The sequence below is a fragment of the Ensifer sp. 38_S197 genome (genome assembly GCF_056924495.1).
Genome location: NZ_JBXOVZ010000002.1, coordinates 3,706,847 through 3,727,932, shown reverse-complemented (window position 1 = coordinate 3,727,932; position 21,086 = coordinate 3,706,847). Strand labels below are relative to the sequence as shown.

22 protein-coding genes are annotated in these 21,086 nt (G+C 64.2%); 7 read left to right on the top strand and 15 right to left on the bottom strand.

The window, feature by feature from the left end:
* Positions 1 to 6: 6 nt before the first annotated feature.
* From AC1Z3V_RS31140 to AC1Z3V_RS31120, 5 genes are read right to left on the bottom strand one after another with little or no spacing between them, the layout of a single operon-like run.
* A complete protein-coding gene (locus AC1Z3V_RS31140; RefSeq protein ID WP_483503874.1) occupies positions 7 to 480 on the bottom strand; it encodes a GNAT family N-acetyltransferase in 474 nt (157 codons plus the stop codon).
* Positions 477 to 2,546, bottom strand: coding sequence for a hypothetical protein (locus AC1Z3V_RS31135; RefSeq protein ID WP_483503872.1), 2,070 nt, complete (start codon positions 2,544 to 2,546; stop codon positions 477 to 479). Before AC1Z3V_RS31135 ends, AC1Z3V_RS31140 begins: the two co-directional genes overlap by 4 nt.
* A gap of 10 nt (positions 2,547 to 2,556) precedes the next feature.
* Positions 2,557 to 5,382 (bottom strand): DUF4159 domain-containing protein, encoded by a 2,826-nt coding sequence (locus AC1Z3V_RS31130; RefSeq protein WP_483503870.1) that lies wholly within the window; start codon positions 5,380 to 5,382, stop codon positions 2,557 to 2,559.
* Positions 5,379 to 6,299 carry a DUF58 domain-containing protein gene (locus AC1Z3V_RS31125; RefSeq protein ID WP_483503868.1) on the bottom strand — a complete coding sequence of 307 codons (921 nt, stop codon included), beginning with the start codon at positions 6,297 to 6,299 and terminating at the stop codon, positions 5,379 to 5,381. The genes AC1Z3V_RS31130 and AC1Z3V_RS31125 overlap by 4 nt, the downstream gene beginning before the upstream one ends.
* Positions 6,300 to 6,302: 3 nt before the next feature.
* Positions 6,303 to 7,316, bottom strand: coding sequence for an AAA family ATPase (locus AC1Z3V_RS31120; protein WP_429816139.1), 1,014 nt, complete (start codon positions 7,314 to 7,316; stop codon positions 6,303 to 6,305).
* Between the two features lie 274 nt (positions 7,317 to 7,590).
* Here AC1Z3V_RS31120 and AC1Z3V_RS31115 point away from each other — a divergent pair, with 274 nt between their 5' ends.
* From AC1Z3V_RS31115 to AC1Z3V_RS31105, 3 genes are read left to right on the top strand one after another with little or no spacing between them, the layout of a single operon-like run.
* Positions 7,591 to 8,214: a DUF1285 domain-containing protein gene (locus tag AC1Z3V_RS31115; RefSeq protein ID WP_483503866.1), complete on the top strand. Its 624-nt coding sequence runs from the start codon at positions 7,591 to 7,593 to the stop codon at positions 8,212 to 8,214.
* Complete coding sequence (locus tag AC1Z3V_RS31110; RefSeq protein ID WP_429816133.1) at positions 8,211 to 8,843, top strand: CoA pyrophosphatase; 633 nt, start codon at positions 8,211 to 8,213, stop codon at positions 8,841 to 8,843. The genes AC1Z3V_RS31115 and AC1Z3V_RS31110 overlap by 4 nt, the downstream gene beginning before the upstream one ends.
* Positions 8,840 to 10,099, top strand: coding sequence for a CCA tRNA nucleotidyltransferase (locus AC1Z3V_RS31105; RefSeq protein WP_483503864.1), 1,260 nt, complete (start codon positions 8,840 to 8,842; stop codon positions 10,097 to 10,099). Before AC1Z3V_RS31110 ends, AC1Z3V_RS31105 begins: the two co-directional genes overlap by 4 nt.
* A 29-nt stretch (positions 10,100 to 10,128) precedes the next feature.
* Here the strand turns inward: AC1Z3V_RS31105 and AC1Z3V_RS31100 are convergent, their stop codons facing one another.
* Positions 10,129 to 10,314, bottom strand: a complete 186-nt coding sequence (locus AC1Z3V_RS31100) for a DUF1059 domain-containing protein (protein ID WP_173517404.1) — start codon at positions 10,312 to 10,314, stop codon at positions 10,129 to 10,131.
* Between the two features lie 193 nt (positions 10,315 to 10,507).
* Here AC1Z3V_RS31100 and AC1Z3V_RS31095 point away from each other — a divergent pair, with 193 nt between their 5' ends.
* Entirely contained in the window at positions 10,508 to 11,050 is a 543-nt protein-coding gene (locus AC1Z3V_RS31095; RefSeq protein WP_429816127.1) for an adenine phosphoribosyltransferase, read from the top strand.
* A 124-nt stretch (positions 11,051 to 11,174) separates the two neighbouring features.
* Here the strand turns inward: AC1Z3V_RS31095 and AC1Z3V_RS31090 are convergent, their stop codons facing one another.
* The 4 genes from AC1Z3V_RS31090 to ychF all read right to left on the bottom strand — a co-directional run bounded on the left by AC1Z3V_RS31090 (position 11,175) and on the right by ychF (position 13,883).
* The gene (locus AC1Z3V_RS31090) at positions 11,175 to 11,387 is read right to left on the bottom strand and encodes a hypothetical protein (RefSeq protein WP_429816124.1); all 213 of its coding nucleotides are present in this window, start codon (positions 11,385 to 11,387) and stop codon (positions 11,175 to 11,177) included.
* Between the two features lie 200 nt (positions 11,388 to 11,587).
* On the bottom strand, positions 11,588 to 12,058 hold the full coding sequence (locus tag AC1Z3V_RS31085) for a MaoC family dehydratase (RefSeq protein ID WP_483503861.1): 471 nt from the start codon (positions 12,056 to 12,058) through the stop codon (positions 11,588 to 11,590).
* On the bottom strand, positions 12,058 to 12,510 hold the full coding sequence (locus AC1Z3V_RS31080) for a MaoC family dehydratase (RefSeq protein WP_483503859.1): 453 nt from the start codon (positions 12,508 to 12,510) through the stop codon (positions 12,058 to 12,060). The genes AC1Z3V_RS31085 and AC1Z3V_RS31080 overlap by 1 nt, the downstream gene beginning before the upstream one ends.
* A gap of 269 nt (positions 12,511 to 12,779) precedes the next feature.
* Positions 12,780 to 13,883 carry a redox-regulated ATPase YchF gene (gene ychF / locus AC1Z3V_RS31075; RefSeq protein ID WP_483503857.1) on the bottom strand — a complete coding sequence of 368 codons (1,104 nt, stop codon included), beginning with the start codon at positions 13,881 to 13,883 and terminating at the stop codon, positions 12,780 to 12,782.
* Positions 13,884 to 14,073: 190 nt separating this feature from the next.
* Between ychF and AC1Z3V_RS31070 the strand changes: the two genes are divergently transcribed.
* Both AC1Z3V_RS31070 and clpS read left to right on the top strand, forming a co-directional pair.
* Positions 14,074 to 14,640, top strand: a complete 567-nt coding sequence (locus tag AC1Z3V_RS31070) for a hypothetical protein (RefSeq protein ID WP_483503855.1) — start codon at positions 14,074 to 14,076, stop codon at positions 14,638 to 14,640.
* Between the two features lie 201 nt (positions 14,641 to 14,841).
* Positions 14,842 to 15,153 carry an ATP-dependent Clp protease adapter ClpS gene (gene clpS, locus AC1Z3V_RS31065; protein WP_057253114.1) on the top strand — a complete coding sequence of 104 codons (312 nt, stop codon included), beginning with the start codon at positions 14,842 to 14,844 and terminating at the stop codon, positions 15,151 to 15,153.
* 39 nt (positions 15,154 to 15,192) lie between these two features.
* Here the strand turns inward: clpS and AC1Z3V_RS31060 are convergent, their stop codons facing one another.
* Together AC1Z3V_RS31060 and AC1Z3V_RS31055 are read right to left on the bottom strand one after the other, a co-directional pair.
* Positions 15,193 to 15,495: a DUF6958 family protein gene (locus AC1Z3V_RS31060; protein ID WP_429816109.1), complete on the bottom strand. Its 303-nt coding sequence runs from the start codon at positions 15,493 to 15,495 to the stop codon at positions 15,193 to 15,195.
* Entirely contained in the window at positions 15,479 to 16,039 is a 561-nt protein-coding gene (locus tag AC1Z3V_RS31055) for a GFA family protein (protein ID WP_483503852.1), read from the bottom strand. Before AC1Z3V_RS31055 ends, AC1Z3V_RS31060 begins: the two co-directional genes overlap by 17 nt.
* Positions 16,040 to 16,159: 120 nt before the next feature.
* Between AC1Z3V_RS31055 and AC1Z3V_RS31050 the strand changes: the two genes are divergently transcribed.
* Complete coding sequence (locus AC1Z3V_RS31050) at positions 16,160 to 16,789, top strand: TetR/AcrR family transcriptional regulator (protein WP_483503850.1); 630 nt, start codon at positions 16,160 to 16,162, stop codon at positions 16,787 to 16,789.
* Positions 16,790 to 16,900: 111 nt separating this feature from the next.
* On the opposite strand, the gene pth is transcribed toward AC1Z3V_RS31050, so the two are convergent.
* The 3 genes from pth to AC1Z3V_RS31035 all read right to left on the bottom strand — a co-directional run bounded on the left by pth (position 16,901) and on the right by AC1Z3V_RS31035 (position 20,899).
* Positions 16,901 to 17,620 carry an aminoacyl-tRNA hydrolase gene (gene pth, locus AC1Z3V_RS31045; protein WP_429816097.1) on the bottom strand — a complete coding sequence of 240 codons (720 nt, stop codon included), beginning with the start codon at positions 17,618 to 17,620 and terminating at the stop codon, positions 16,901 to 16,903.
* Between the two features lie 67 nt (positions 17,621 to 17,687).
* Positions 17,688 to 18,422: a substrate-binding periplasmic protein gene (locus AC1Z3V_RS31040; protein WP_483503848.1), complete on the bottom strand. Its 735-nt coding sequence runs from the start codon at positions 18,420 to 18,422 to the stop codon at positions 17,688 to 17,690.
* Positions 18,423 to 18,514: 92 nt separating this feature from the next.
* Positions 18,515 to 20,899 carry a putative bifunctional diguanylate cyclase/phosphodiesterase gene (locus AC1Z3V_RS31035; RefSeq protein ID WP_483504186.1) on the bottom strand — a complete coding sequence of 795 codons (2,385 nt, stop codon included), beginning with the start codon at positions 20,897 to 20,899 and terminating at the stop codon, positions 18,515 to 18,517.
* Between the last annotated feature and the right edge of the window lie 187 nt (positions 20,900 to 21,086).

Genomic DNA, 21,086 nt, shown 5'->3' with positions numbered 1-21,086 from the left:
GACCTCTCATGTGCGGCGCATGCTGAAGACGTCGAGGCGATCCTCGCCCACGTCCTTTTCATCGAGCCGCCAGCCGAGGCGCTCGTAGAAGGCCCGCTTGCCGGGAAGGGCGCAGAGATGCACGGTGTCGGCCCCGGTATCGAGCGCCGCAGAAGCGGCTTTCAGCACGATATCGCCGCCGATGCCGAGGCCGCGGAACGGCGGGTCGACCCAGACGGCTGCCACCCAAGGGGTGAGGTTCGGCCGCTCCTCAAGGTCCGAGGCAATCACCGAGGCGGTGCCGACGAAGCGATCTCCGGCGTGGGCCACCAGGCAAAGGGGTTCTGCGCTATCGGCAAGACTCTCTTCGAGCAGGCCGGTGATATGGCTCAGCGGGAAGCCCTGTGGCTCCCACCAGGCGCGCCAGATACGGTCGGCCACAGTATCGAAGAAATGCGGTGCGTCGCGAAGGTCGCTGACGACAACGGTCTGACCGGTCATCGTCCCTCGCGATACCAGGTGGCGGAGATCAGGAAGAGCAGTGCCGCAAGCCCGAGAAGCCCGGTGAACAACGGCAACGAGTTGATGCCCTTCAATACGGTTTCGTCGGTCATGCGGATGGAGAGGCGCTGATCGTCGGCCGACCTAATCGAGCCTCTGACCGGCAGCACCGTCGGCAGATCAAGCGGGCCGTCGGCGCTTGCGAGACGCCGCACCAGCCCCTTGGTCTTCTCCGCCCAGGGGCGCAGCTTGTCCTCGGTCGAAATCGCCGCCTTGAACTCCGGCGCATTGGGATCGCCGACATGGGCAAGGGCCGTGAGTTCGCCATTGGTCATCTCGAACAGGCCGGTCTCGGTCGTGGCGAGTTCTGCCGAGTAGAGGCCCGGCTGGCGCTCGGTCAGCTTCACGTCCTGCTTTTGGCCCGACGGCGAAACGAGAGAAACGGGACCAGGATCGCCATCGATCGTCTGGCGGGTGATTTCCAGCGTCCGGCCCCGGGCGCGTGCCGTCAAGGCTTCTTCCTCGAGCGACGGCTCCTGCATCAGCCAATGGGCGGTGCGGCGATAGAGCGAGACATGCGGGCCGCCGCCTTCGAAGCCGCGGGCCCAGAGCCAGCCCTGGTCGGAGAGCAGCATGGCGACGCGGCCCTTGCCGACGCGATTGAGCACGAGCAGCGGCTTGCCGTCGGCCGCTTCCATCACCGTATTACCCTGCGGCCTGTTGACATCGACCGTGCGGAACCAGCGGCCCCAGTGCGGCGGCTCGCTATCGGAGCCTTCAAGGCCGCGCGTCACCGGATGTTTCTTCCCTTCCTCCGACAGGCGGGGGAAGAAGGCCTTCTCGTTCATGACGCCCGTGGGCGCGGCCGGAAGCACGGCCGAGAGCGGCGTTGCGGCGATCGAATCGTCGCCGGCATGTTCCGGCCCGGCGGCAATCAGAAGCGCGCCGCCGTTCTCCACATACTGCGCGATGTTGTCATAGTAGAGGATCGGCAGCAGGCCGCGATGCTGATAGCGGTCGAGGATGATCAGGTCGAACTCGTTGATCTTGTCGACGAACAGCTCACGCGTCGGGAAGGCGATCAGCGACAGCTCATTGATCGGGGTGCCGTCCTGCTTTTCCTGCGGACGCAGAATGGTGAAGTGCACCAGATCGACCGCAGCGTCGGATTTCAAAAGATTGCGCCAGGCGCGCTCGCCCGCGTGGGGTTCGCCGGAGACGAGCAGCACGCGGAGGTTTTCGCGAATGCCGTCGAGCACGTGTACCGCGCGGTTGTTGGCCGTGGTCACTTCGCCGGGAACCGCATCCACCGCAAATTCAAGCACGTTGTTGCCGCCGCGCGGAACCTTGAAGCTGAAGGGAACGTCGGTGCCCGGCTCGGCCCTTTCCCGGGCGATTTCGTTGCCGTTGAGGCGGATGCTGACTTCCGCGGTCCCGCCGGGTGCGGCGCCGTCGTCGACGACCCGGAACGAGAGCTTCTGCTCTTCGCCGACGATGCCGAAGCGCGGCGGGTTGATGAGCTCGACACGCCGGTCGAATTCATCAGGCTTGCCGGTGATGAGGCCATGAATCGGGGCGTCGAATCCCAGCTTGCGGCTGACGTCGGGCACGTCATGGATCTGGCCGTCGGTCACGAAGATCGCGCCGCCGATGCGCGCCGGCGGAACGTCGGCGAGCGCTGTCGCGAGAGCGGAGAACAGATTGGTCGCCGGCGAGACGCTCGCCGGATCGGACTTGGCCTCGACGATGCGGGGCTCGATCAGCGGTATCCCGGCCAGCCGCGCCTTCAGGCCTTCGACCGCACGATCGGTCTGCGCGGTGCGGTCGCCATTCTGCTGGCTCTGGCTGCGGTCGACGACGATCGCGACGATCGTCGAAAGCGGATCGCGCAGTTCGACGAAGATGGAAGGGTTGGCGATCGCCAGGGCGAGTGCAGCCAAGGCGAGGGCGCGCAGCCAGGCGCCGCGTATCTTTCGCCACAGGCCATAGCCGATGAACAGTGCCGCGACGACCAGAAGCGGCACGAAGAACATCAGCGGAAGCAACGGAGCAAAACCATAAGTCATCGATCGGCCCTCACTGCCCAAGCCTCTGGAGGAGGTCCGGCACATGAACCTGATCGGACTTATAGTTGCCGGTCAGCATATACATCATGATGTTGACGCCTGCCCGATAGGCATATTCGCGCTGCATTTCGTCCGGCGGAACCGTCGGCAGGAGCGGCGCGCCGTTGGCGTCCACGGCCCAGGCGCCGGCGAAATCGTTGCCGGTGATCATGATCGGCGTGACGCCGTCGCCGCCGCGCACCGGCCGGTTGCTCTGTTCCTCGGCGCCGTTGGGGGCGGCTTCCACCCACAACTGGCTCTCGGTGTAGCGGCCGGGAAAATTCGAAAGCAGGTAGAAGGCCTTTGTCAGGACGTGGTCGGCGGGCACCGGTTCCAGGGGCGGAATGTCGAGACCGTTCAGCATCTCCTGCAGGCGCTGCACATTGGGGCTGTCGCCTGCCGCCGAAGGCGTGAGCGAGGAGAACTGGTCGCGCGTGTCGAAGAGAACGGTGCCGCCGTTGCGCATATAGGCGTCGATCCGGCTCATCACCCTGCTGCTCGGCATCGGCGCCGTCGCGGATACCGGCCAGTAGATGATCGGGTAGAAGGCCAGCTCGTCCTGTTCGAGGTCGACGCCGACGGGCGCGCCCGGTTCGAGAGCCGTGCGATAGGTCAGGTAGTTGCTCAGGCCGACGAGGCCCTGTTCCGACAGCCGGTCAACATCGGCCTCGCCGGTGATGACATAGGCGAGGTGGGTCGTGTCGAGGCGTTGCAGCGTCTGCTCGTCGCTCGGCTGGCTATCCTGCGCGTGCGCGATCGTGGGTGCCAGCGCCGCAAAGCCAAGCGTTGCGAGGCCGAGCGTGGCGAGCACCGCTGCGGTGGCGGCGCCACGGCTTCCGCGGCCGCGCAATCCCGCAAGGCCGCCGGCCATGTAAAGCACGATCAAGGTGTCCATGAGGAAGAGCATCAGCGCCAGCCCGAAGAGATACGGCCGGATAGAGAAGGGGCGCGCGCCTTCCAGCCCTTCCGCGCGTTCGCTGACGAGGTTGCCCCTGATCGGAGCGAGGCTGCCGCCGTCGGGAAGAAGATTGTTGGCAACGAAGCCCTCTTCCGAGCCGTAGAGGCCGGGTGGTGTGTCTGCGGAGACGGTCGGGGCGACGCCAGGGGCGATCTCGAGCGGCCGGGCGCTGCCGGTCTCGGTGGTCAGTTCGCCCCGGGCGCTTACCAGGCGATAGGGCGGCAGGGTCTCAGCCTTGCTCGCCTGGTCGCCGGCGATGCCGCCGGCACGCGAAAGCTGGATGGATCGGCGCAGCATATCGACGAAGGAGCCTGAAATCGGCAGGTTCGACCAGCCCGGGTCTGCGCTCACATGGAAGAGCACGATGCGTCCGCGTCCGCGTTCGGCTGTCGTGACCAGCGGCGTGCCATCGGCGAGGTTGGCCCAGGTCCGTTCGGCGAGGTCTGGTGTCGGCTGTGCCAGCACCTGGCGTTTGACAAGCACATCGCGCGGATGCTCGAGACCGGCAAAGGGGCTGGAAGACGGGTAGTCGGCAAGCGGCTGCGGCTCTGACCAGGAGAGCGCGCCATCGAGGGAACGTTCGCCCTGCCTGAGCACGACGGGGACCAGCGGGTCATCGGCAGGCGCACCGGCCAGTCTCGGGCCGGCAAAGCGAACGAGCATGCCGCCGTTCTCCAGCCAGCGCGTCACCAGCGGATAGCTTTCGTCCGGCAACCGGCCGACGTCGGCCATGACAAGGATCGAGGGATTTTGAGCGAGAAGTTCGGCAATCGCTTTGCCGATCGCTTCCTCTCGCGGCTCGATCAAGTCGGCATGCGGTTCGAGCGCCCGCTTGATGTAGTAGAGCGGCGAGAGCAGCGGCTGCGACTGGTGGACCTCGCCGCTCAGCAACGCGACGCGACGGCGGCGGTTGCCGTCGTCGAGCAGGTGGATACTGCCGGCCGTCGCCTGGCCCTCGATCGTCAGGCGTGCGAAGTCGTTGCGCAGCTCGAAGGGAGCTTTCAGAAGTGCGTTCGCAGTCGTGGCGCCTGCACCGAAGCGGAGTTCGCCTTCGGCAATGGCGGTGCCGCGCGCGTCGCGGGCAAAAACGTAATAGGCCCGTGGCTCGCCAAGCGGCAACCGCGATGCCGTGACGCGCATACCATCGTTTTCGTTGGTCGCGGACGTCAGCGCGATGGCGCTTTCCGCATTGCCTTCGATCCGGCGAACGTTGGCGGCGCCGATCTCCGCCACTTGCCGCATCGTCTGGCCGCCCCCGGTCTCGATCCCGTCACTGAGGAAGGCAAGCGTGCCGGGCGGCGAATTCGAAAGGGCAGCTTTCATGGCGGCAAGCGCCTGGTCGCGCACGGCTGGCAGCGGTTGCGGCTGCGCCGCGGCGAGACGATCGCGCGCAGTGGTGGCCGAGGCCGGTGTCGCGTCGTGCTGCCGGTCGGTCGTGAAGACGATCGAAACCGGCAGGTCCTTGGCTTCCGCATCGTCGATGAGGGCGTTAGCGGCCTCGACCCGCCGATCCCAATCGGAGACCGTCGCCCAGCTGTTGTCGATGACGAGTGCGAGCGGACCGGCGGAGGAAAGCGTGTTCTGTCGCGGGTTGAACACCGGATCGGCGATCGCCAGGATCAGCGCGGCCGCCATCAGCATGCGCAGCAGCGTCAGCCACCACGGGCTTTGCGCCGGGGTTTCCTCGCGCTTCATCACGGAGGCCAGGATGCGCAGCGGCGGGAAGACTTCGGCCGCGGGCCTTGGCGGCGTCATGCGCAGCAGCCACCAGATGACAGGCAGGGCGACCAGGGCGGCGAGGATGGCGGGGTTGGTGAAGAGGAAGGGCAAGCCGCTCATAGCAGGCCCCCGTGCGTCGCGCGTCCCGGCATGCCGGAGAGGTAGGTGTGCACGGCGACGAGCGCCTCCGAGGCGGGCCGGTCGGTTCTGTGCGGGATGAAGGTCCAGCCGAGATGACGGAGCGTCACGCCCAGGCCGTCGCGCCGGCTGACATAGGCACGCTGATAGTCCTCGCGCAACACTTCGGCGCGGCCGGCCGTCAGCTTCTCGCCGGTCTCCGGGTCGGTGAACTCGGTGCGGCCGCTATAGGGAAACACCTCTTCGGCCGGGTCGGCGATCTCGACCACATGGCCGCGCAGCCCCCGCCGTGCCAGCGGGCCGAGGCGGTCCATGATCTTTTCCGCCGGATCGAGAAAATCGCCGATCAGCACGAGATCGCTGGCGTTGCGGATCATCCCGGTATTGGGGATGCCTTCCGCGAGCGGGCTCAGCATGATCGCGGTCGCCAGCCTTTCGGCGGCGTTGCGAGCTGAGATCGGCTCCATGATGCCGGGGCAACCGATGCGTTCGCCGGAGCGCGCGAGGATCTCCGCGAGCGCCAGCATCAGGACCAGCGCGCGGCTTTCCTTGGAGACGGCGCCGAGCTTCGACTTGTACATCATCGAAGGGGAAAGATCCGCCCACAGCCAGATCGTATGCGCGGCCTCCCATTCGCGGTCGCGGACATAGGTGTGGTCGTCGCGGGCCGAGCGGCGCCAGTCGATGCGCGACATGCTTTCGCCGTCGCTATAGGGCCGGAACTGCCAGAAATTCTCGCCGATCCCACGCTTGCGCCGGCCATGCCAGCCGGAGATCACCGTGTTGGCGATCCGCCGTGCCTCGACCAGGCAATCGGGAACGAGCATGGCGCGCTGCTGGGCGCGCGAAAGCACTTCACCAGCGGGAGTACGCGAAACTATGTGCCCGACGGTGGCCATGCCCTAGCCTCTGGCCTGCTTCACCAGGCCGGCGATGACGTCGCGCACGGTCATGCCTTCGGCACGGGCAGCGAAGGTCAGCGCCATGCGGTGCTGAAGCACGGGCTCGGCGAGCGCCAGGATGTCGTCGATCGACGGCGCCAGGCGGCCATCATAGAGCGCGCGAGCGCGAGCGCAGAGCATCAGCGCCTGGCCGGCGCGGGGGCCCGGACCCCAGGCGACATTCTTGTCGGTCGCGGCGTTGCCATTGCCCGGACGGGCAGAGCGCACCAGCGACAGGATCGCATCGACCACCTTCTCGCCGACCGGCATCTGGCGGATGAGGGCCTGGATCTGCTGAAGCCGCGCGGCATCGATGACCGGGTGGGCGGTCGCTTCGCCGACGCCTGTGGTTTCGAGCAGGATCTGCCGCTCGGCGGAAAGGTCCGGATAGCCGACGTCCACCTGCATCAGGAAGCGGTCGAGCTGCGCCTCGGGCAGGGGATAGGTGCCTTCCTGCTCCAGCGGGTTCTGGGTGGCGAGCACGTGGAAAGGCTGGGGCAGATCCTTGCGCGCGCCCGCAACGGTGATGTGATACTCCTGCATTGCCTGCAGCAGCGCCGATTGCGTCCGCGGCGAGGCGCGGTTGATCTCGTCGGCCATCAGCAATTGCGTGAAGATCGGGCCGGGGATGAAGCGGAACGAGCGGTGGCCGGCCGCATCCTGGTCCATGACTTCGGAGCCGAGGATGTCGGAGGGCATCAGGTCGGGCGTGAATTGCACGCGGCTGGAATCAAGGCCAAGCACCGTGCCGAGCGTGGCGACGAGCTTCGTCTTGGCAAGACCGGGAACGCCGACGAGCAGGGCATGGCCGCCGGAGAGAACGGCGAGCAGGGTCTGCTCGACGACGCTTTCCTGGCCGAAGATGACCTTGCCGACTTCCGCACGCACCCGGGCGATTTCTCCGAGTGCGCTTTCGGCTGCGGCGACAATCGCCTTCTCGTCGATCGCGTCGGCCGCGCCTTTCATTACAGTCATGGTCGTACTCCCCGGTCGCCCGTTTTTAAACCGAATCGCCTTACAGCGCCGCGCGTCTTTATAAGACGTGCAAAGGTCGCTGTAACATTTTGAGCTGCTGCATAATTTTGTCCTTAAATCGATTCCGATTTACGGAATTATACGGTAGCCGGGATTTCAGTTGCCAAATTCCAATTTAGACCCTGCCGGACGGCTGACAAGTCGGCGCCGACGCACTATCTCGTGAGATATCAAAGGTCTCGATGCAAAAATCGGGGTCAAACGGGACGGAACAATGGCAGAAGCCGAAATTCAGCAAACCGGCGATGCCGCCGGACTGGCGGCGCTGATTGCGCGTGCCGCCGGGCAGACCGGCGAAAAGGCGCGCGGCCTGCCGCCGGTGGACCGTTGGAATCCGCCGTTCTGCGGTGACATCGACATGGAGATTCGCGCCGACGGCACCTGGTTCTATCTGGGCACTCCGATCGGCCGACAGCCCCTGGTCAGACTTTTCTCCACCGTTCTGCGCAAGGACGAGGACGGGCGCACCTATCTTGTGACTCCTGTGGAAAAGGTCGGCATCCGCATCGTCGATGCCCCCTTCGTCGCCGTCGAGATGAGCGTCACGCATGGGGGAGAGGGCCAGGTCCTGACCTTCCGCACCAATGTCGGCGACGTGGTCGAAGCGGGGCCGGAGCACCCGCTGCGCTTCGTCATTCATGGCGAGAACCGGGAGTTGAAGCCGTACCTGCATGTGCGCGGGCGCCTGGAGGCACTGGTCTCCCGGCCGGTGATGTATGACATCGTCGAACTCGGCGAGACGCTTGAAGTCGACGGCACCGAAATGTTCTGCGTGCGCTCCGCCGGCGCCGTCTTCCCGATCATGCCGGCGGCCGAGCTGGAAGCGCTTTCCCGATGAACCGGCATCTCTTTTCCGCTGACGAGTTCCGTCGACGCGCGCTGACCCAGATGGGCGGGCCGGTGGAAACCGCCTGGCGCGATCATGGCGACTTCCTGCTCAATCCCGGCATGGTGCCCTATCTGGAGACGCTGCATCTGAAGGACGCCGCCGTTCTCGTGCCGGTTGTCGACGATGGCGACGATGCGAGCGTCATCCTGACCCAGCGCACCACCAGCCTGCGCAAGCATTCCGGACAGGTGGCTTTCCCCGGCGGCGCTGTCGATCCCGAGGACCGGTCCGTCGAAGTGGCGGCGCTCCGCGAGGCGCAGGAGGAGATCGGCCTCGATCCGCGCTTCGTCGAAACCATCGGCCGGCTGCCGCATTACATGGCCATGTCCGGTTTTCGCATCACTCCGGTGCTGGCGGTGGTGAAACCCGGCTTCGAACTGACAGCCAATCCGGACGAGGTCGAAAGCGTCTTCGAGGTGCCGCTATCCTTCCTGATGAACCCGAGCAATCACGCCCGCGGGCGCGGACATTGGCAGGGCGAGGAACGGCATTTCTACCGAATGCCCTATGGCGACTACAACATCTGGGGTATCACCGCCGGCATTCTCCGCATGCTCTATGAAAGGCTTTATGCATGATTTCCGTTGCCGGCGAAGGCTGGTTTTCATCGCCTTCTCTCCGCCGCGTCTTCGAGGTCCTGAACATCGAGGGCGGCGAGGTCAGGGTCGTCGGCGGCGCGGTGCGCAACAGCTTGATGGGCCTGCCTGCCGGCGACATCGACATGGCGACCACCTGGCGCCCCCAGGACGTCTCCGAGCGGGCGAAGGCGGCGGGCATCAAGGTGGTGCCGACCGGCATCGATCATGGCACGGTGACGCTCGTCATCGACGCAACACCCTATGAAGTCACGACGCTCCGCCGCGACGTTGAGACCGATGGGCGGCGCGCGGAAGTCGCGTTCGGCACCGACTGGAAGGCGGATGCGGAGCGGCGGGATTTCACGATCAACGCACTCTATGCCAACGATCGCGGCGAAGTGTTCGATGACGTCGGTGGGCTGGCGGATATCGAGACCCGCACGGTACGCTTCATCGGCGATGCTTCCGAGCGGGTCGCCGAGGATTATCTGCGCATCCTGCGTTTCTTCCGGTTCTTCGCTCATTACGGCAGCGGCCGACCGGATGCCGACGGCTTGCGCGCCTGCGCGAGGGCGCGTTCGAAACTTGCAACGCTCTCGGCCGAACGGGTCTGGGCCGAAACGAAGAAATTGCTCTCCGCCGAGGATCCCGGCCGTGCGCTCCTTTGGATGCGCCAGGCCGGCGTGCTGACCGAGATTCTGCCGGAGACGGAGAAATGGGGCATCGACGCGATCCCGGATATCGTTGCCGCCGAGCGGGCCTTTGGCTGGACGCCGAGCCCGCTTCTGCGCCTGGCCGCGATCGTACCGCCAGACGAGGAGAGGCTGGAGGCGATGGCGGAGCGTCTGCGTCTGGCGAAGGTCGAGGCCGCCTATTTCGGCCGCTGGGCCAAGGCGCCGGCGGTCCCGGCGACGACCGCCGATACCGCCTTCGACCGGCTGCTCTATCGCCATGGCGCGGAGGGGATTGTCGTAAAACTGCGGCTGGCGCTGGCAACGGCGCGGCGCAAGTCGGAAGGCGATCCGGCATTGTTGTCGGAAACCGCGGCGCTGCGCCGGCTGTTGGCGCGTGCGGAAGCCTGGAAACGGCCGAGCTTTCCGCTGAATGGCGGTGACGTGCTGAAGGCCGGCGTGCCGGCCGGCCCAAAAGTGGGGGAAATCCTCGGCGAACTCGAAAATCTTTGGATCGAGCGCAACTTCACGCTCGACCGGACAAACCTCGTCGCCCGGCTCGAAGCCATGGTGCGGCCGGACTGATCGGACGGCTTACGCCGCCTAGAGGACGGCTACGCCGCCTTGGATTCGTCGGTGATCCGGGCCTTGATGTTTTCGATCATGTTTTCGCGGATGATCGTCTCGCCGTGCGTTTCGCGCATGTGCTCCACGACGCGGCGCACGATTTCGGCATCGTTGTCGGCGCGCGTGTGCCATTCGCAACCCGGGACGAGTGAACCGCATTCAAACAGGCGCATGGTGCTTCCTTCCCTGTGTAAGTTTGATGCGAGAGCGCGGTGCGCCAGCCGGACGACCGCGCAAATAGAGTAGCATCAACCCCCGAGGCGGCCAAATTGTTCCAGCCGGGCGCGCGAGAAGAAAGCATTATCGACAAGCGTGCCGATGGTGTTATGGGTTTGCGGTAACAAGAGACGCAAAGGCCTTTTGCCCATGACCACCGTTCAATCGGAACTGATCTCCGCCATCCGGAACATTCCTGATTATCCGAAGCCGGGCGTGATGTTTCGCGATATCACCACGCTGCTCGGTAATCCGCGCGCCTTTCGCCGCGCGATCGACGAGCTGGTGCATCCCTACGCCGGTACCAAGATCGATAAGATCGCCGGCATCGAGGCGCGCGGTTTCATTCTCGGTGGCGCGATCGCACACCAGCTTTCGTCGGGCTTCGTGCCGATCCGCAAGAAAGGCAAGCTGCCGCACGACACCGTGCGCATCGCCTACAGCCTGGAATACGGCGTCGACGAGATGGAGATGCACAAGGATGCGATCCGACCGGGTGAAAAGGTGATCCTCGTCGACGACCTGATCGCAACCGGCGGCACGGCGGAAGCCGCTACCAAGCTTCTGAAGCAGATGGGCGCCGAAATCGTAGCGGCCTGTTTCGTCATCGATCTGCCCGAACTCGGCGGCCGCAAGAAGCTCGAAGCGCTCGGCGTCAACGTCCGGACGCTGATCGAATTCGAAGGCCATTGATCAATCCGGCGATTCCTGCATGTCGTCGGGACGCAGATATGCAGCAAATCGGCCACCGTCGCGCGTGATAAGACGCGCGACGCCATAGAGCGGGGCGAATGCTGCGCCCTTTCTCGTCTCTGCGTTAGAGCCGATTGATCGTCCGCAACATCAGCTGCACTTCACGCTGTGTTGCCGGTGGCAGTGTTTCCACTTCCTTCTGCCAGAAGCTTTCGGCTTCCGGCGGCTCTTCTTCCCAGCTTCTGACCGATGTTTGGTTGTCGTCTATGACGACACGACGGTGACCGCCGAGACGTATATATTCGTCCGCCAGTTCGCGGACATGGGTTTTTTCCATGGCTACTCCTCCGCTACGAGCGGTTCGTCGCCCTCAAGCCGCCGGAGACGCGGCCGACGGCGCGCGACCTTGCTTGCGAATAGACAGTCTATCTCTGGTCAGCGGCGAATTTATGGAGGTGCGGCGGTTCAAGGTGTTACAGCGATCTTGGCGCCTCTCAAAAGGAGCGCGGCGCTGTAGGCGGGGCGGCCATCGCCGCGTCAGACGAACTCGATCACCTTGCTCTCGAAGCGGATCACCGCCTCGCCATGCTGGTTGTCGCCTTCGCACAGGATCGTGTTGATCCGCCAGCCGGGTTTCGAGTTGAGCGAGCGGCTTTCGAGGAAGGTCACGAAATAGGTGACGGTGTCTCCGGCATAGACCGGCTTCAGCCATTTGAGGTTGCGGAAGCCGGGCGAGGGGCCGAGGTTCGGCGCACGCAGACCCTCGGCGGCAAGCCGGCGCTGCTCGTTCTTCCAGAACCGGACGAAGCATTGCATCCAACCGGCTGAGGTATGCCAGCCCGATGCGCAGAGCCCGCCGAACAGCGAATGCCGCGCCGCTTCTTCATCGAGATGGAAAGGCTGCGGGTCGAAGTCGCGAGCGAAGTGGATGATGTCCTCGGCCGTGAAAGTCAGGCTGCCGATGGCAGTCTTGGCCCGGGCGGCGTAAAATTCTTCCATCGTCATCATCAGGCCTGGCCCTTCTCGCGGGCGCGAAAGAGAACCGTACATTCGGAGATCGCCACGGGTTCACCCGCCTGGTTGGTGATTTCGTTGCGGAACTTGACGATGCCGAGCTCAGGCTTCGACCGCGAGCGCCGCGCCTCGAGCACGAGGCTGAAGCCGGTGAGGACGTCTCCGGCGATAACCGGTTTCCTCCAGTCCATGAAGTCGATGCCGGGCGAACCCTGGGACGTCGAGTCGCCCATGAAGGCGTCGAGCATCATGCGCATGCCGACGGCGCTGGTGTGCCAGCCGGACGCTGCAAGACCACCTAGGATGCTGCGTTTTCCCGCTTCCTCGTCGAGATGCATCGGCTGCTGGTCGAACTCGCTGGCGAAGGCGATCATCTCCGCCGACTTCATCTCGACCGGCTTGTAGTCGAAACGCCGCCCTTCGGAAAAATCCTCGAAATACAGCATGCTTGAGTTGTCCCGTCTGATTTGTTGCCGCCTTACCTACTGCATAATTTCGCGGAGCGGAATCGATTTGAGCGGGACGGCTGGATGCCGGCCTCAACGTCATCGGCATCCTCCGGCAGCGACTGCGCCGCATGATCATGGGCCTGTTGCCGGAAGCGATTACGGCGCGGTTGCCTGCCGCGCCGTAATGCCGAGTTCGTCGCGCGCTGCACTCTTTGCATCACGCCTAGCCTTTGACCTTGCGCGCGTGTCGCGCAAGACCGCAACACTTACGTGTTGAAGCGGAAGTGGATGACGTCGCCGTCCTGGACGACGTATTCCTTGCCTTCGTCGCGCGCCTTGCCGGCTTCCTTGGCGCCGGTTTCGCCGCCGAGCGCGATGTAGTCGTCATAGGCGATGGTGTTGGCGCGAATGAAGCCGCGTTCGAAATCCGAGTGGATGACGCCGGCGGCCTGCGGCGCCTTGGTGCCGCGCTGGATCGTCCAGGCGCGGGTTTCCTTGGGGCCGACGGTGAAATAGGTGATGAGGTCGAGCAGCTTGTAGCCGGCGCGGATCAGGCGGTCGAGACCGGCTTCTTCCAGGCCGAGCGCGCTGAGGAATTCCTTGGCCTCTTCATCCGGCAGCTGCGCCACTTCCGACTCGATGGCAGCCGAAATCACGACGGACTCGGCGCCCTGGGCCTTGGCCATTTCGGCGACGGCACGGGTGTGTTCGTTGCCGTCGGCGGCGTCACTTTCGGCGACGTTGCAGACATAGAGAACCGGATGCGCGGTCAGGAGGTTGAGCCCCTGCAGGATGCGCAGTTCTTCGGCGTCGAGCTTCGAAAGCAGGGTGCGGACGGGCTTGCCTTCGCGCAGCAGGCTCAGCGAAGCCTCCATGATCGGAAGCTGGGCCATGGACTCCTTGTCCTTGCCGACGGCGCGCTTGCGGGTCTGCTCGGTGCGGCGCTCCAGGCTATCGAGGTCGGCCAGCATCAGTTCTGTCTCGATCGTCTCGGCGTCGGCGACCGGATGGATGCGGCCTTCGACGTGGGTGATATCGTCATCCTCGAAGCAGCGGAGCACGTGAACCACGGCGTCCACTTCGCGGATGTTGGCGAGGAACTGGTTGCCGAGGCCTTCGCCCTTCGACGCGCCGCGCACCAGGCCGGCGATGTCGACGAAGGAGATGCGAGTCGGGATGATTTCCTTCGACTTGGCGGTTTCGGCAAGCTTGCGCATGCGCGGATCCGGCACTGCCACTTCGCCGGTGTTCGGCTCGATGGTGCAGAAGGGATAGTTGGCGGCTTGCGCGGCCGCCGTCTTGGTGAGCGCGTTGAAGAGAGTGGACTTGCCGACGTTCGGCAGTCCGACAATACCGCATTTGAAGCCCATGGGGTCTCGTCCGTATCTTAAAATTCCGTTGGCGTGGCTATGCGGGAAGGGCGCTTCCTGGTCAAGGGCGCACGCCCCGTTCACGGTAAATAAGGGGCTTGCGCCGTTGAACGCGCGACCTTTGGGCCGCATATGCGCCTCAGAATTCCGCCGGCCCTGTGGAGGCGGCGAAAAATCCGGGGAGCCCGCATTGATCGACCAGAAGTTCATGTTCCCGCGCGTGCCGGTGGCCGTCGTCGATATCGGCGACACGCTGGAGGCCCTGTTGATCCGTTCCATGCTGGAGAGCCTTGGCGCCGTCGTCACGCTGCATCTGCCGGGAACGCCTGAGGATTTCCTGACCCTGATCGCTGGCGGTGAACGCGTGCATCAGCATCTGATCTTCTGCGGCCACGGCGACGAAAACGGTTTCGTCTTCGGCGATTACATCGCGGATATCGACACCTCGATGCTGGTCGAAGGAAGCATGCCGCCCTCGGTGGTCGCCGAGCATGCCCGGCTCGACGGCAAGATCGTTCTCAGCACCTGCTGCGAAACCGGCGGCAAGGCGTTCGCCGATGCCATCGTTGGGAAGGGAGGGGCAGCACTCTATGTCGCTCCCGATGGTTCGCCCGAAGGGGCCGATGCGCCGCTCTTCGTCCATTGCTTCTATCATGCGCTTCTCGCGCGCAAGCAGACGCCCGAGGCGGCGCTGGAGCGGGCCCGCTCTTGCGACGAGGCGGCGGTGATGTTCGCCGGCCACTGGCGCGGCCGCTGATAGCCGTAACTGGAGTCCGGCTTTTGCTTGATCGGTGCGCCTGCCCGTAGGATAGTGCGCATCGTGCGGCGCGCGATCTTAGAGAGAGTCCGCTGCGACACTGAGATCTGCTGCCCGGATCTGTTCTTGAATCCATTTCGATTCAAGAAGCCATGCGGTGGCGGCCGTGCCGTCCTTTCTGTCATCAACGGGGTGGTTCCGATGAGTGACAACGAAGTTGCCAGAAAAGTCAAAGTGAAGGTCAAGCCGAAGCTCGAACGGCCGAAGCTTTACAAGGTCATGCTGCTCAATGACGATTACACGCCGCGGGAATTCGTCGTTGGCGTGCTCAAGGCCGTGTTCCATATGAGTGAGGAGGCGGGGTATCGCGTGATGATGACGGCGCACAAGATGGGCACTTCGGTGGTCGTCGTCTGCGTGCGCGACATTGCCGAAACCAAGGCCAAGGCGGCGACCGATCTCGCCAAGGAAGCGGGTTTTCCATTGCTCTTCACCACCGAGCCCGAGGAATAGCGGCCGGCGCCGACCATGCCCGGCTGCTGCCGGCCTGCTTTATGCGTTCCTGTGCAGACGAAGCGGCTTGGTCGCTTCTCGCTCGATCGTGCCCTTGGCCTCGAGGTCGAGCTGAGCCGCCTTCAGCCACCAGCCGGCCTTTGCCCCCTCGGGAAAGAGGTCCTGCGGCAGGAGCGGCAGCAGCTTTTCCTTCGCTTCGGCAACTGTGAGGCCCGGTGCGGCCGCTGGCAGCACCGCCAGCAAGGCTTTTCGCATCGCCTCGTATTTCACCCGGTCGACGCGGTATTTGTGGCCGGGCGATACGATATTTTCGATCTCGATCTTCTCAGCCCCGGATGCCATTGGCCTCGCCTTTCACATAGTCGATCTCCGGCGCCTTGAAGCCCATGGCGGCCCAGGCCTTCAGCAGCCGCCACATGAACCGGCCCGAATGCGTCTTGTAGCTCGGCAACGTGTCGGTGAATTCGACGCCCGCCTTGCGATCTTTCGTCATGGTCCGCATTTCGAGCGGCGGCTGGTCATCCGGGGCGAAGCGCTGGTTGTAGACGCTCAGCCAGTGGCCGCCCTTGAATTCTAGGAACATGGCGGCGTTGCAGCAGCTCGCAATGACCCTGCGCGTCGGCGCCGTTGGCGTCAACCGATGCTCGCGCAGCAGGTCGCCGCCCCGGATACAGCGGATCCTGTCCTTCCGGTAGAGCGCGAAGCGCGTCGAGCCATCGGCTTCCAGCACCGGCGACGCTTCGGGCAGAGCCTCGAAGCGCTCGCCGGCGGTGCGGCAACTGGTGCAGTAGCAGGCGGCGCCGACGATCGGCTCGCCGACGGCTTCAAAGGCAACCAGCCCGCAGCGGCAGGCGGCGATGCGATTTCTTGCTCGCGTTTTGACCATGGCTCTCCCCGATCCCGTATTGCTAACTAGACTGGACCGTCCAGTTTGATTTGTCAATCCGACTGGCCTATCCTAGGTGGCAAGTGATTTGCTGACGTAAGGCAGGGGGGAAGGGCAGGTTTGAGCAACGGCGCAAAGACGCGCATGGAGCGCACCCGCAGGGCGATCGTGGCGGCGGCGAGCGATCTCTTCCTGAAGCACGGCTTTCTCGGCACCAACATGGATGAGATCGCGGCGACCGCTGACGTGTCGAAGCAGACGGTCTATTCCCATTTCCAGAGCAAGGAGGCGCTGTTTCTGGAAGTCGTGCGCAGTATGACCGGTGGCGCCGGCGACGAGTTTCAGGAGCAGGTCGCCGACCCTGAAGGCGATGAGCCGATCGAGGAATTCCTGCTCGACTATGCCACCCAGTTGCTGACGATCGTGATGACGCCGCGGCTGATGCAGGTGCGGCGCCTGGTGATCGCCGAGGTCGAGCGCTTTCCACAGCTCGGCGAAGCATTGCACGAGCGCGGGCCGATGCGTTCGATCAGGCGGCTTGCGGGCGCCTTCAAGCGCTATAGCGAGAAGGGCGACATCCGGGTGAAGGATGCCGAGGTGGCCGGCGGGTTCTTCAACTGGCTCGTCATGGGCGGACCGGTGAACGACGCCATGCTGCTCGGCGATGGCGCCATTCCAGCGCCGGAGGCTTTGAAAGCGCATGCGGAGGAAGCGGTGCGGATCTTTCTGGCAGCGCACAGGGCAGGCTAGACGAGGACGTCACGCCCGCTGGTGGTCGAACCGAACCAAGCCCGTGTCGGTGGGATCTGTGGCGGCGACCAGCGCGGGATCATGGTCCGCCGCAAGCGGGAAGAGGCGAGCTCAGTCACCCTTCGAGCCGAACATCTTCTTCAGCATGTCGGCCATCGGGCCGGTCGCCGGCAGCTTCTTCGGCTGGGCTGAATTGCGCGCCTGATGGATGTGGGACTGCGCGCCCTGCTTCTTCGAGGATTCGGGCTTGTCCGCTTCCGGCTTGCCGCCGGTCGCGAGCGCGATCTTGTTCAGGAGCTGGGAATCCTCGCCGCGCACCAGCATGTCGGCATTGTCGGCGATCGCGTCGAGCAGCGGCACCAGCCAGGTCTGGTCGGCCTTGGCGAAATCGCCGAGCACATGGGCGTGCACCAGATCCTTGACGCCGGGATGGCCGATGCCGAGGCGCAGACGACGATAGTCCTTGCCGCAATGAGCGTCGATCGACTTGATGCCGTTGTGGCCGCCATGGCCGCCGCCGACCTTGATCCGCGCCTTGGCGGCGGGCAGGTCGAGCTCGTCATAGATGACGGTGATGTCCTTCGGCTGCAGCTTGTAGAAACGCATGGCCTCGCCGACCGCCTCGCCGGAGAGGTTCATGAACGTCTGCGGTTTCATCAAGAGCACGCGCTCGCCGGCGATCTCGCCTTCGGCGATCTCGGCCTTGAACTTCTTCGACCAGGAGGAAAAGCCGTGCCGGCGGTGAATGACGTCGACCGCCATGAAGCCGATATTGTGCCGGTTGGCGGCGTATTTCGAACCTGGATTGCCAAGCCCTGCGATGATCAGCATGTCGTCACGCGTCGATGATTTCGGGGTGGGGCCATCCAAAATCATCGTACCCGGGGGAAGTCAACGCTTATTTCTCGGCATGCAGGCTGGCATTCGGCGTCAGGCCATAGTGCTTGAAGATCTCGTCCTGGGTACCGTCGCCGACCAGCCGGTCAAGTTCGCGCTGCATCGCGGCGATGGTTACTCGCGATACGTCGCGGTGGCAGGCGATGCCATAGAGCTTGCCCTCGAGCACGAGCGCCGCTTCGACCGGTTTGCCCTCGGCGCGCATGATCTGGAAGGTCTTTTCCGACGTCATCAGCAGATCGACGCGTCCGGCGATCAGCTTCTTCAGGCTGGAATCAAGGTTGGCGGCATAGTCGATCTTCGGAAAGCCGTGGTCCCTGAGATAGGTTGCGGAGAAGTCCTCGCGCTGCGTGCCCACGGTATACTGACGCGCCGCTTCCAGCGAAGCCGGCGCTATGTGGGAGCCGGTATGGCGAACCATCACCATGTGATCGACGAGCAGCGGCTCGACCCATTGGAACTTCCTGTCGCGTTCGGCGTCGTGGCCAGTGGTGAAGACGCAATAGGCGGGATCGGTTTCGGCCAGCATGAAGGCTCGCGCCCAGGGCAGGACCTCGATCGTGTACGGCTGTTTCAGCCGCTCCATGATCAGCTTGACCTGGTCGACGGCGGCGCCGCTCGGACCGTTCTCGGTCGAAAAATTGTAAGGCGGGTACTCCTCGGTGACGAACTTGATCGTCTGCGCCTGCGCGGTCGTGAAGAGACCGAGGAAAAACAATGGGATCAGCGCCTTCACGTGCCTTCCTCCTTTTGCCGCTTGTTGCGGTGTCCGCGCGACACGCCCGCGTCCCGAACCTCCATCGGGATCGTGGCCGCTGGCGCCGAACATCATGCCCGCTTGCCTGCGGCCGTCGCCGCCTTTGCTTCCGAGTCGCTTTCCAGCATCTTCAGCATGCTTTCGATCGGCATCGGTCGGCTGAAGAGATAGCCCTGGCCGCAATCGACGCCCAGCTTGCGCAGGAGCTGCCATTGCTCCTTCGTCTCGATGCCCTCGGCGACGACGGTGCAGCCCATCTGGTGCGAGATGGTGCGGATACCCTTGATCAGCATGCGGCTCTTGCGCCGGATGTCGGCGGTGCCTGAGCTTAGAGAACGGGTGAAGGACTGGTCGACCTTGACGATATCGACCGGGAAACGGTTGAGGTAGCTCAGCGACGAATAGCCGGTGCCGAAGTCGTCGAGCGCGATGCGGCAGCCGAATTCGTTGAGCTGTTTCAGCACCGCATGCACTTCCGGATTGTCGAGCATGAGCACGGCCTCGGTGATCTCGACGACGATCCGGCTCGGCGAAATATGGTGCTTCAGCAGCAGGGCGGCGAGCTTGTGCGGCAGCGTCAGCTCGAATTGTAGCGGCGAGAAGTTCACGGCCAGATAGGTATCCTGCGTGCCGTCCAGCTCGGAGACCGCCGCCAGATGGCGGATCGCCTTCTCGAGGATGCGGTCGCCGATGCGCGCGATCGTGCCGGTCTCCTCGGCGATGCCGATGATCTTGCCCGGCGGCATCAGGCCCTTTTCCGGGTGGTTGAGGCGCATCAGTGCCTCGAAGCCGGCGATCTGCCCGTCGGCAAGGCTGACGATCGGCTGCAGCCAGGCTTCGAAGTGGTCGTCCTTCATCCCGGCTTCGATGCACTGTTCGATCTCATGGCGTTCGCGGGAAGCGTCGAGCATGCTGGCGTCGAACAGCTTCAGGCCGTTCTTGCCATCATGCTTGCGCGCATACATCGCCATATCCGCCTTGAGCAGCAAGTCGGAAGCGTTTTCCGCATGGGCCGGGTAGACCGAGATGCCGACGCTGGCGCTGACGAGGAGTTCGTTGCCGGCAATCGGCATCGGCTCGCGGAGCGCCGAAACGATGCGCTCGCCGATCTCGCTCGCGAGCGCCGCGGCGTCCGTGTCGGAAATCAGGATGGCGAATTCGTCGCCGCCGAGACGGGCCATGATATCGCCGGGGCGCAGTGCATCATGGATGAGCTCGACCGTGTGGCGCAGCACGTCGTCGCCGGCCGCGTGGCCGAAATTGTCGTTGATCCACTTGAAGCGGTCGAGATCGATGAACAGGCAGCCGAGCTGCATGCCGCATTCGTCGGCCTGGCGGATTGCGTCGTCGAGGGCTGCCTCGAACCCCTGGCGGTTGAGCAGGCCGGTGAGGTGGTCGGTGATCGCCTGGGTGTGGTTGCGGCTTTCCGCCTGCTTCAGCGCCGTGACATCAGTCATGACCGAGAGCGACAGGCTGCCTTGGCCGATCGCCTTCGTTTCCTGGATCAGGACCGTCATCAGTTCGTCGTCCGCCTTGCGGAACGGGACCGTGACCTCGCGGATCTCGTGATCGCCGACGGCGATCGTCTTGGCGTGGCTGCGATAGGTCTCGTGCCAGTGCTGGTCGATGAAGTCGACGAAGTCGCGGCCGATGACGTCGTCGCGATCGTAGCCGGTCGCCAGCAGCCAATAGTCGCTGACGGCGAGCAGGCGCCCGTCGACGTCGAGCGAAAACAGCATGGCCGGCGTCAGGTTGTAGATGTCGGTGACACGTTCGTGCGCGTTTTTCAGTTCCGTCTCCTCGCGCTCGAGCCGGTCCTGCATCTCGTTGAAGTTGGCGGCAAGCGCGCCCATTTCGTCGTCGGAAGTCCAGTCGACGCGGTGACGAGAGCCGAGCCGCCGGGTCGCCTCGATCGCCGCCGTCAGGCGCATCAGCGGGCGCATCACGGTGAAGCGATTGCCGACGAGCGCTGCGGCGAAGACGATGGCGACGGCGAAGAGCAGGATGGCGAGGATCGCCAGTTCGTCCTTGCTGAATTGCGACAGAAGGCCGGGCGTCGGTATTCTCACTTCGATGCGGCCGACCTCCTTCATCCCATCCATGGACTGATAGGAAATGGGCAGGCCGAGGATCCGGTCCTTGGCGCCGGGCACGGCGCCGCCAAGCGGCATCTGTGCGAGGATCGAGCCGGTTTGGTCGCGGACGGTGACGGAGAGGATATCGGTGCCGTTTATCAGCGAGCGGGCGATGTGCTTGATGCCGTCGCTGTCGAAATCCCAGATCGGCTTGCCCAGCGCCTCGGCGCTTGCGGCCATCAGCAGTTCGATATTGTGAATCCGCTCGCGTGCGATGCGTTCGCTGGAAATGCTCAGGAAGAGGACGAGCAGCGGGGCAATGAAAACGAGCATTGCGCCACAGACAATCGCAATAAATCGGTTCTCCACGGAGTGCATCATCGGATGCACGCCTTTGAAGGTGCTGCCACGCATCTCATATTCGGATTCTCTTCAGTCTGAGCCCCAGTTTCCCCGCCAGAAGAACATCATCAAAACCTTAAATGTTGCTGAAATCGCTTCGTGATAAATGATGAGACGCGATGCCGGCGCCAGGTGGCGACAGGCCTGTGGACCAAAGCAAAAAGCC

Excerpts from the sequence above, each read along its gene's own strand:
- AC1Z3V_RS31115 (WP_483503866.1), top strand. The coding sequence starts at position 7,591 with ATGGCAGAAGCCGAAATTCAGCAAACCGGCGATGCCGCCGGACTGGCG.
- clpS (WP_057253114.1), top strand. The coding sequence starts at position 14,842 with ATGAGTGACAACGAAGTTGCCAGAAAAGTCAAAGTGAAGGTCAAGCCG.
- AC1Z3V_RS31120 (WP_429816139.1), bottom strand. The coding sequence starts at position 7,316 with ATGACTGTAATGAAAGGCGCGGCCGACGCGATCGACGAGAAGGCGATT.
- AC1Z3V_RS31135 (WP_483503872.1), bottom strand. The coding sequence starts at position 2,546 with ATGACTTATGGTTTTGCTCCGTTGCTTCCGCTGATGTTCTTCGTGCCG.
- AC1Z3V_RS31035 (WP_483504186.1), bottom strand. The coding sequence starts at position 20,899 with ATGATGCACTCCGTGGAGAACCGATTTATTGCGATTGTCTGTGGCGCA.
- AC1Z3V_RS31090 (WP_429816124.1), bottom strand. The coding sequence starts at position 11,387 with ATGGAAAAAACCCATGTCCGCGAACTGGCGGACGAATATATACGTCTC.
- pth (WP_429816097.1), bottom strand. The coding sequence starts at position 17,620 with ATGCTGATCATCGCAGGGCTTGGCAATCCAGGTTCGAAATACGCCGCC.
- AC1Z3V_RS31140 (WP_483503874.1), bottom strand. The coding sequence starts at position 480 with ATGACCGGTCAGACCGTTGTCGTCAGCGACCTTCGCGACGCACCGCAT.
- ychF (WP_483503857.1), bottom strand. The coding sequence starts at position 13,883 with ATGGGCTTCAAATGCGGTATTGTCGGACTGCCGAACGTCGGCAAGTCC.
- AC1Z3V_RS31055 (WP_483503852.1), bottom strand. The coding sequence starts at position 16,039 with ATGGTCAAAACGCGAGCAAGAAATCGCATCGCCGCCTGCCGCTGCGGG.
- AC1Z3V_RS31080 (WP_483503859.1), bottom strand. The coding sequence starts at position 12,510 with ATGCTGTATTTCGAGGATTTTTCCGAAGGGCGGCGTTTCGACTACAAG.
- AC1Z3V_RS31125 (WP_483503868.1), bottom strand. The coding sequence starts at position 6,299 with ATGGCCACCGTCGGGCACATAGTTTCGCGTACTCCCGCTGGTGAAGTG.
- AC1Z3V_RS31060 (WP_429816109.1), bottom strand. The coding sequence starts at position 15,495 with ATGGCATCCGGGGCTGAGAAGATCGAGATCGAAAATATCGTATCGCCC.
- AC1Z3V_RS31095 (WP_429816127.1), top strand. The coding sequence starts at position 10,508 with ATGACCACCGTTCAATCGGAACTGATCTCCGCCATCCGGAACATTCCT.
- AC1Z3V_RS31105 (WP_483503864.1), top strand. The coding sequence starts at position 8,840 with ATGATTTCCGTTGCCGGCGAAGGCTGGTTTTCATCGCCTTCTCTCCGC.
- AC1Z3V_RS31100 (WP_173517404.1), bottom strand. The coding sequence starts at position 10,314 with ATGCGCCTGTTTGAATGCGGTTCACTCGTCCCGGGTTGCGAATGGCAC.
- AC1Z3V_RS31110 (WP_429816133.1), top strand. The coding sequence starts at position 8,211 with ATGAACCGGCATCTCTTTTCCGCTGACGAGTTCCGTCGACGCGCGCTG.
- AC1Z3V_RS31130 (WP_483503870.1), bottom strand. The coding sequence starts at position 5,382 with ATGAGCGGCTTGCCCTTCCTCTTCACCAACCCCGCCATCCTCGCCGCC.
- AC1Z3V_RS31085 (WP_483503861.1), bottom strand. The coding sequence starts at position 12,058 with ATGATGACGATGGAAGAATTTTACGCCGCCCGGGCCAAGACTGCCATC.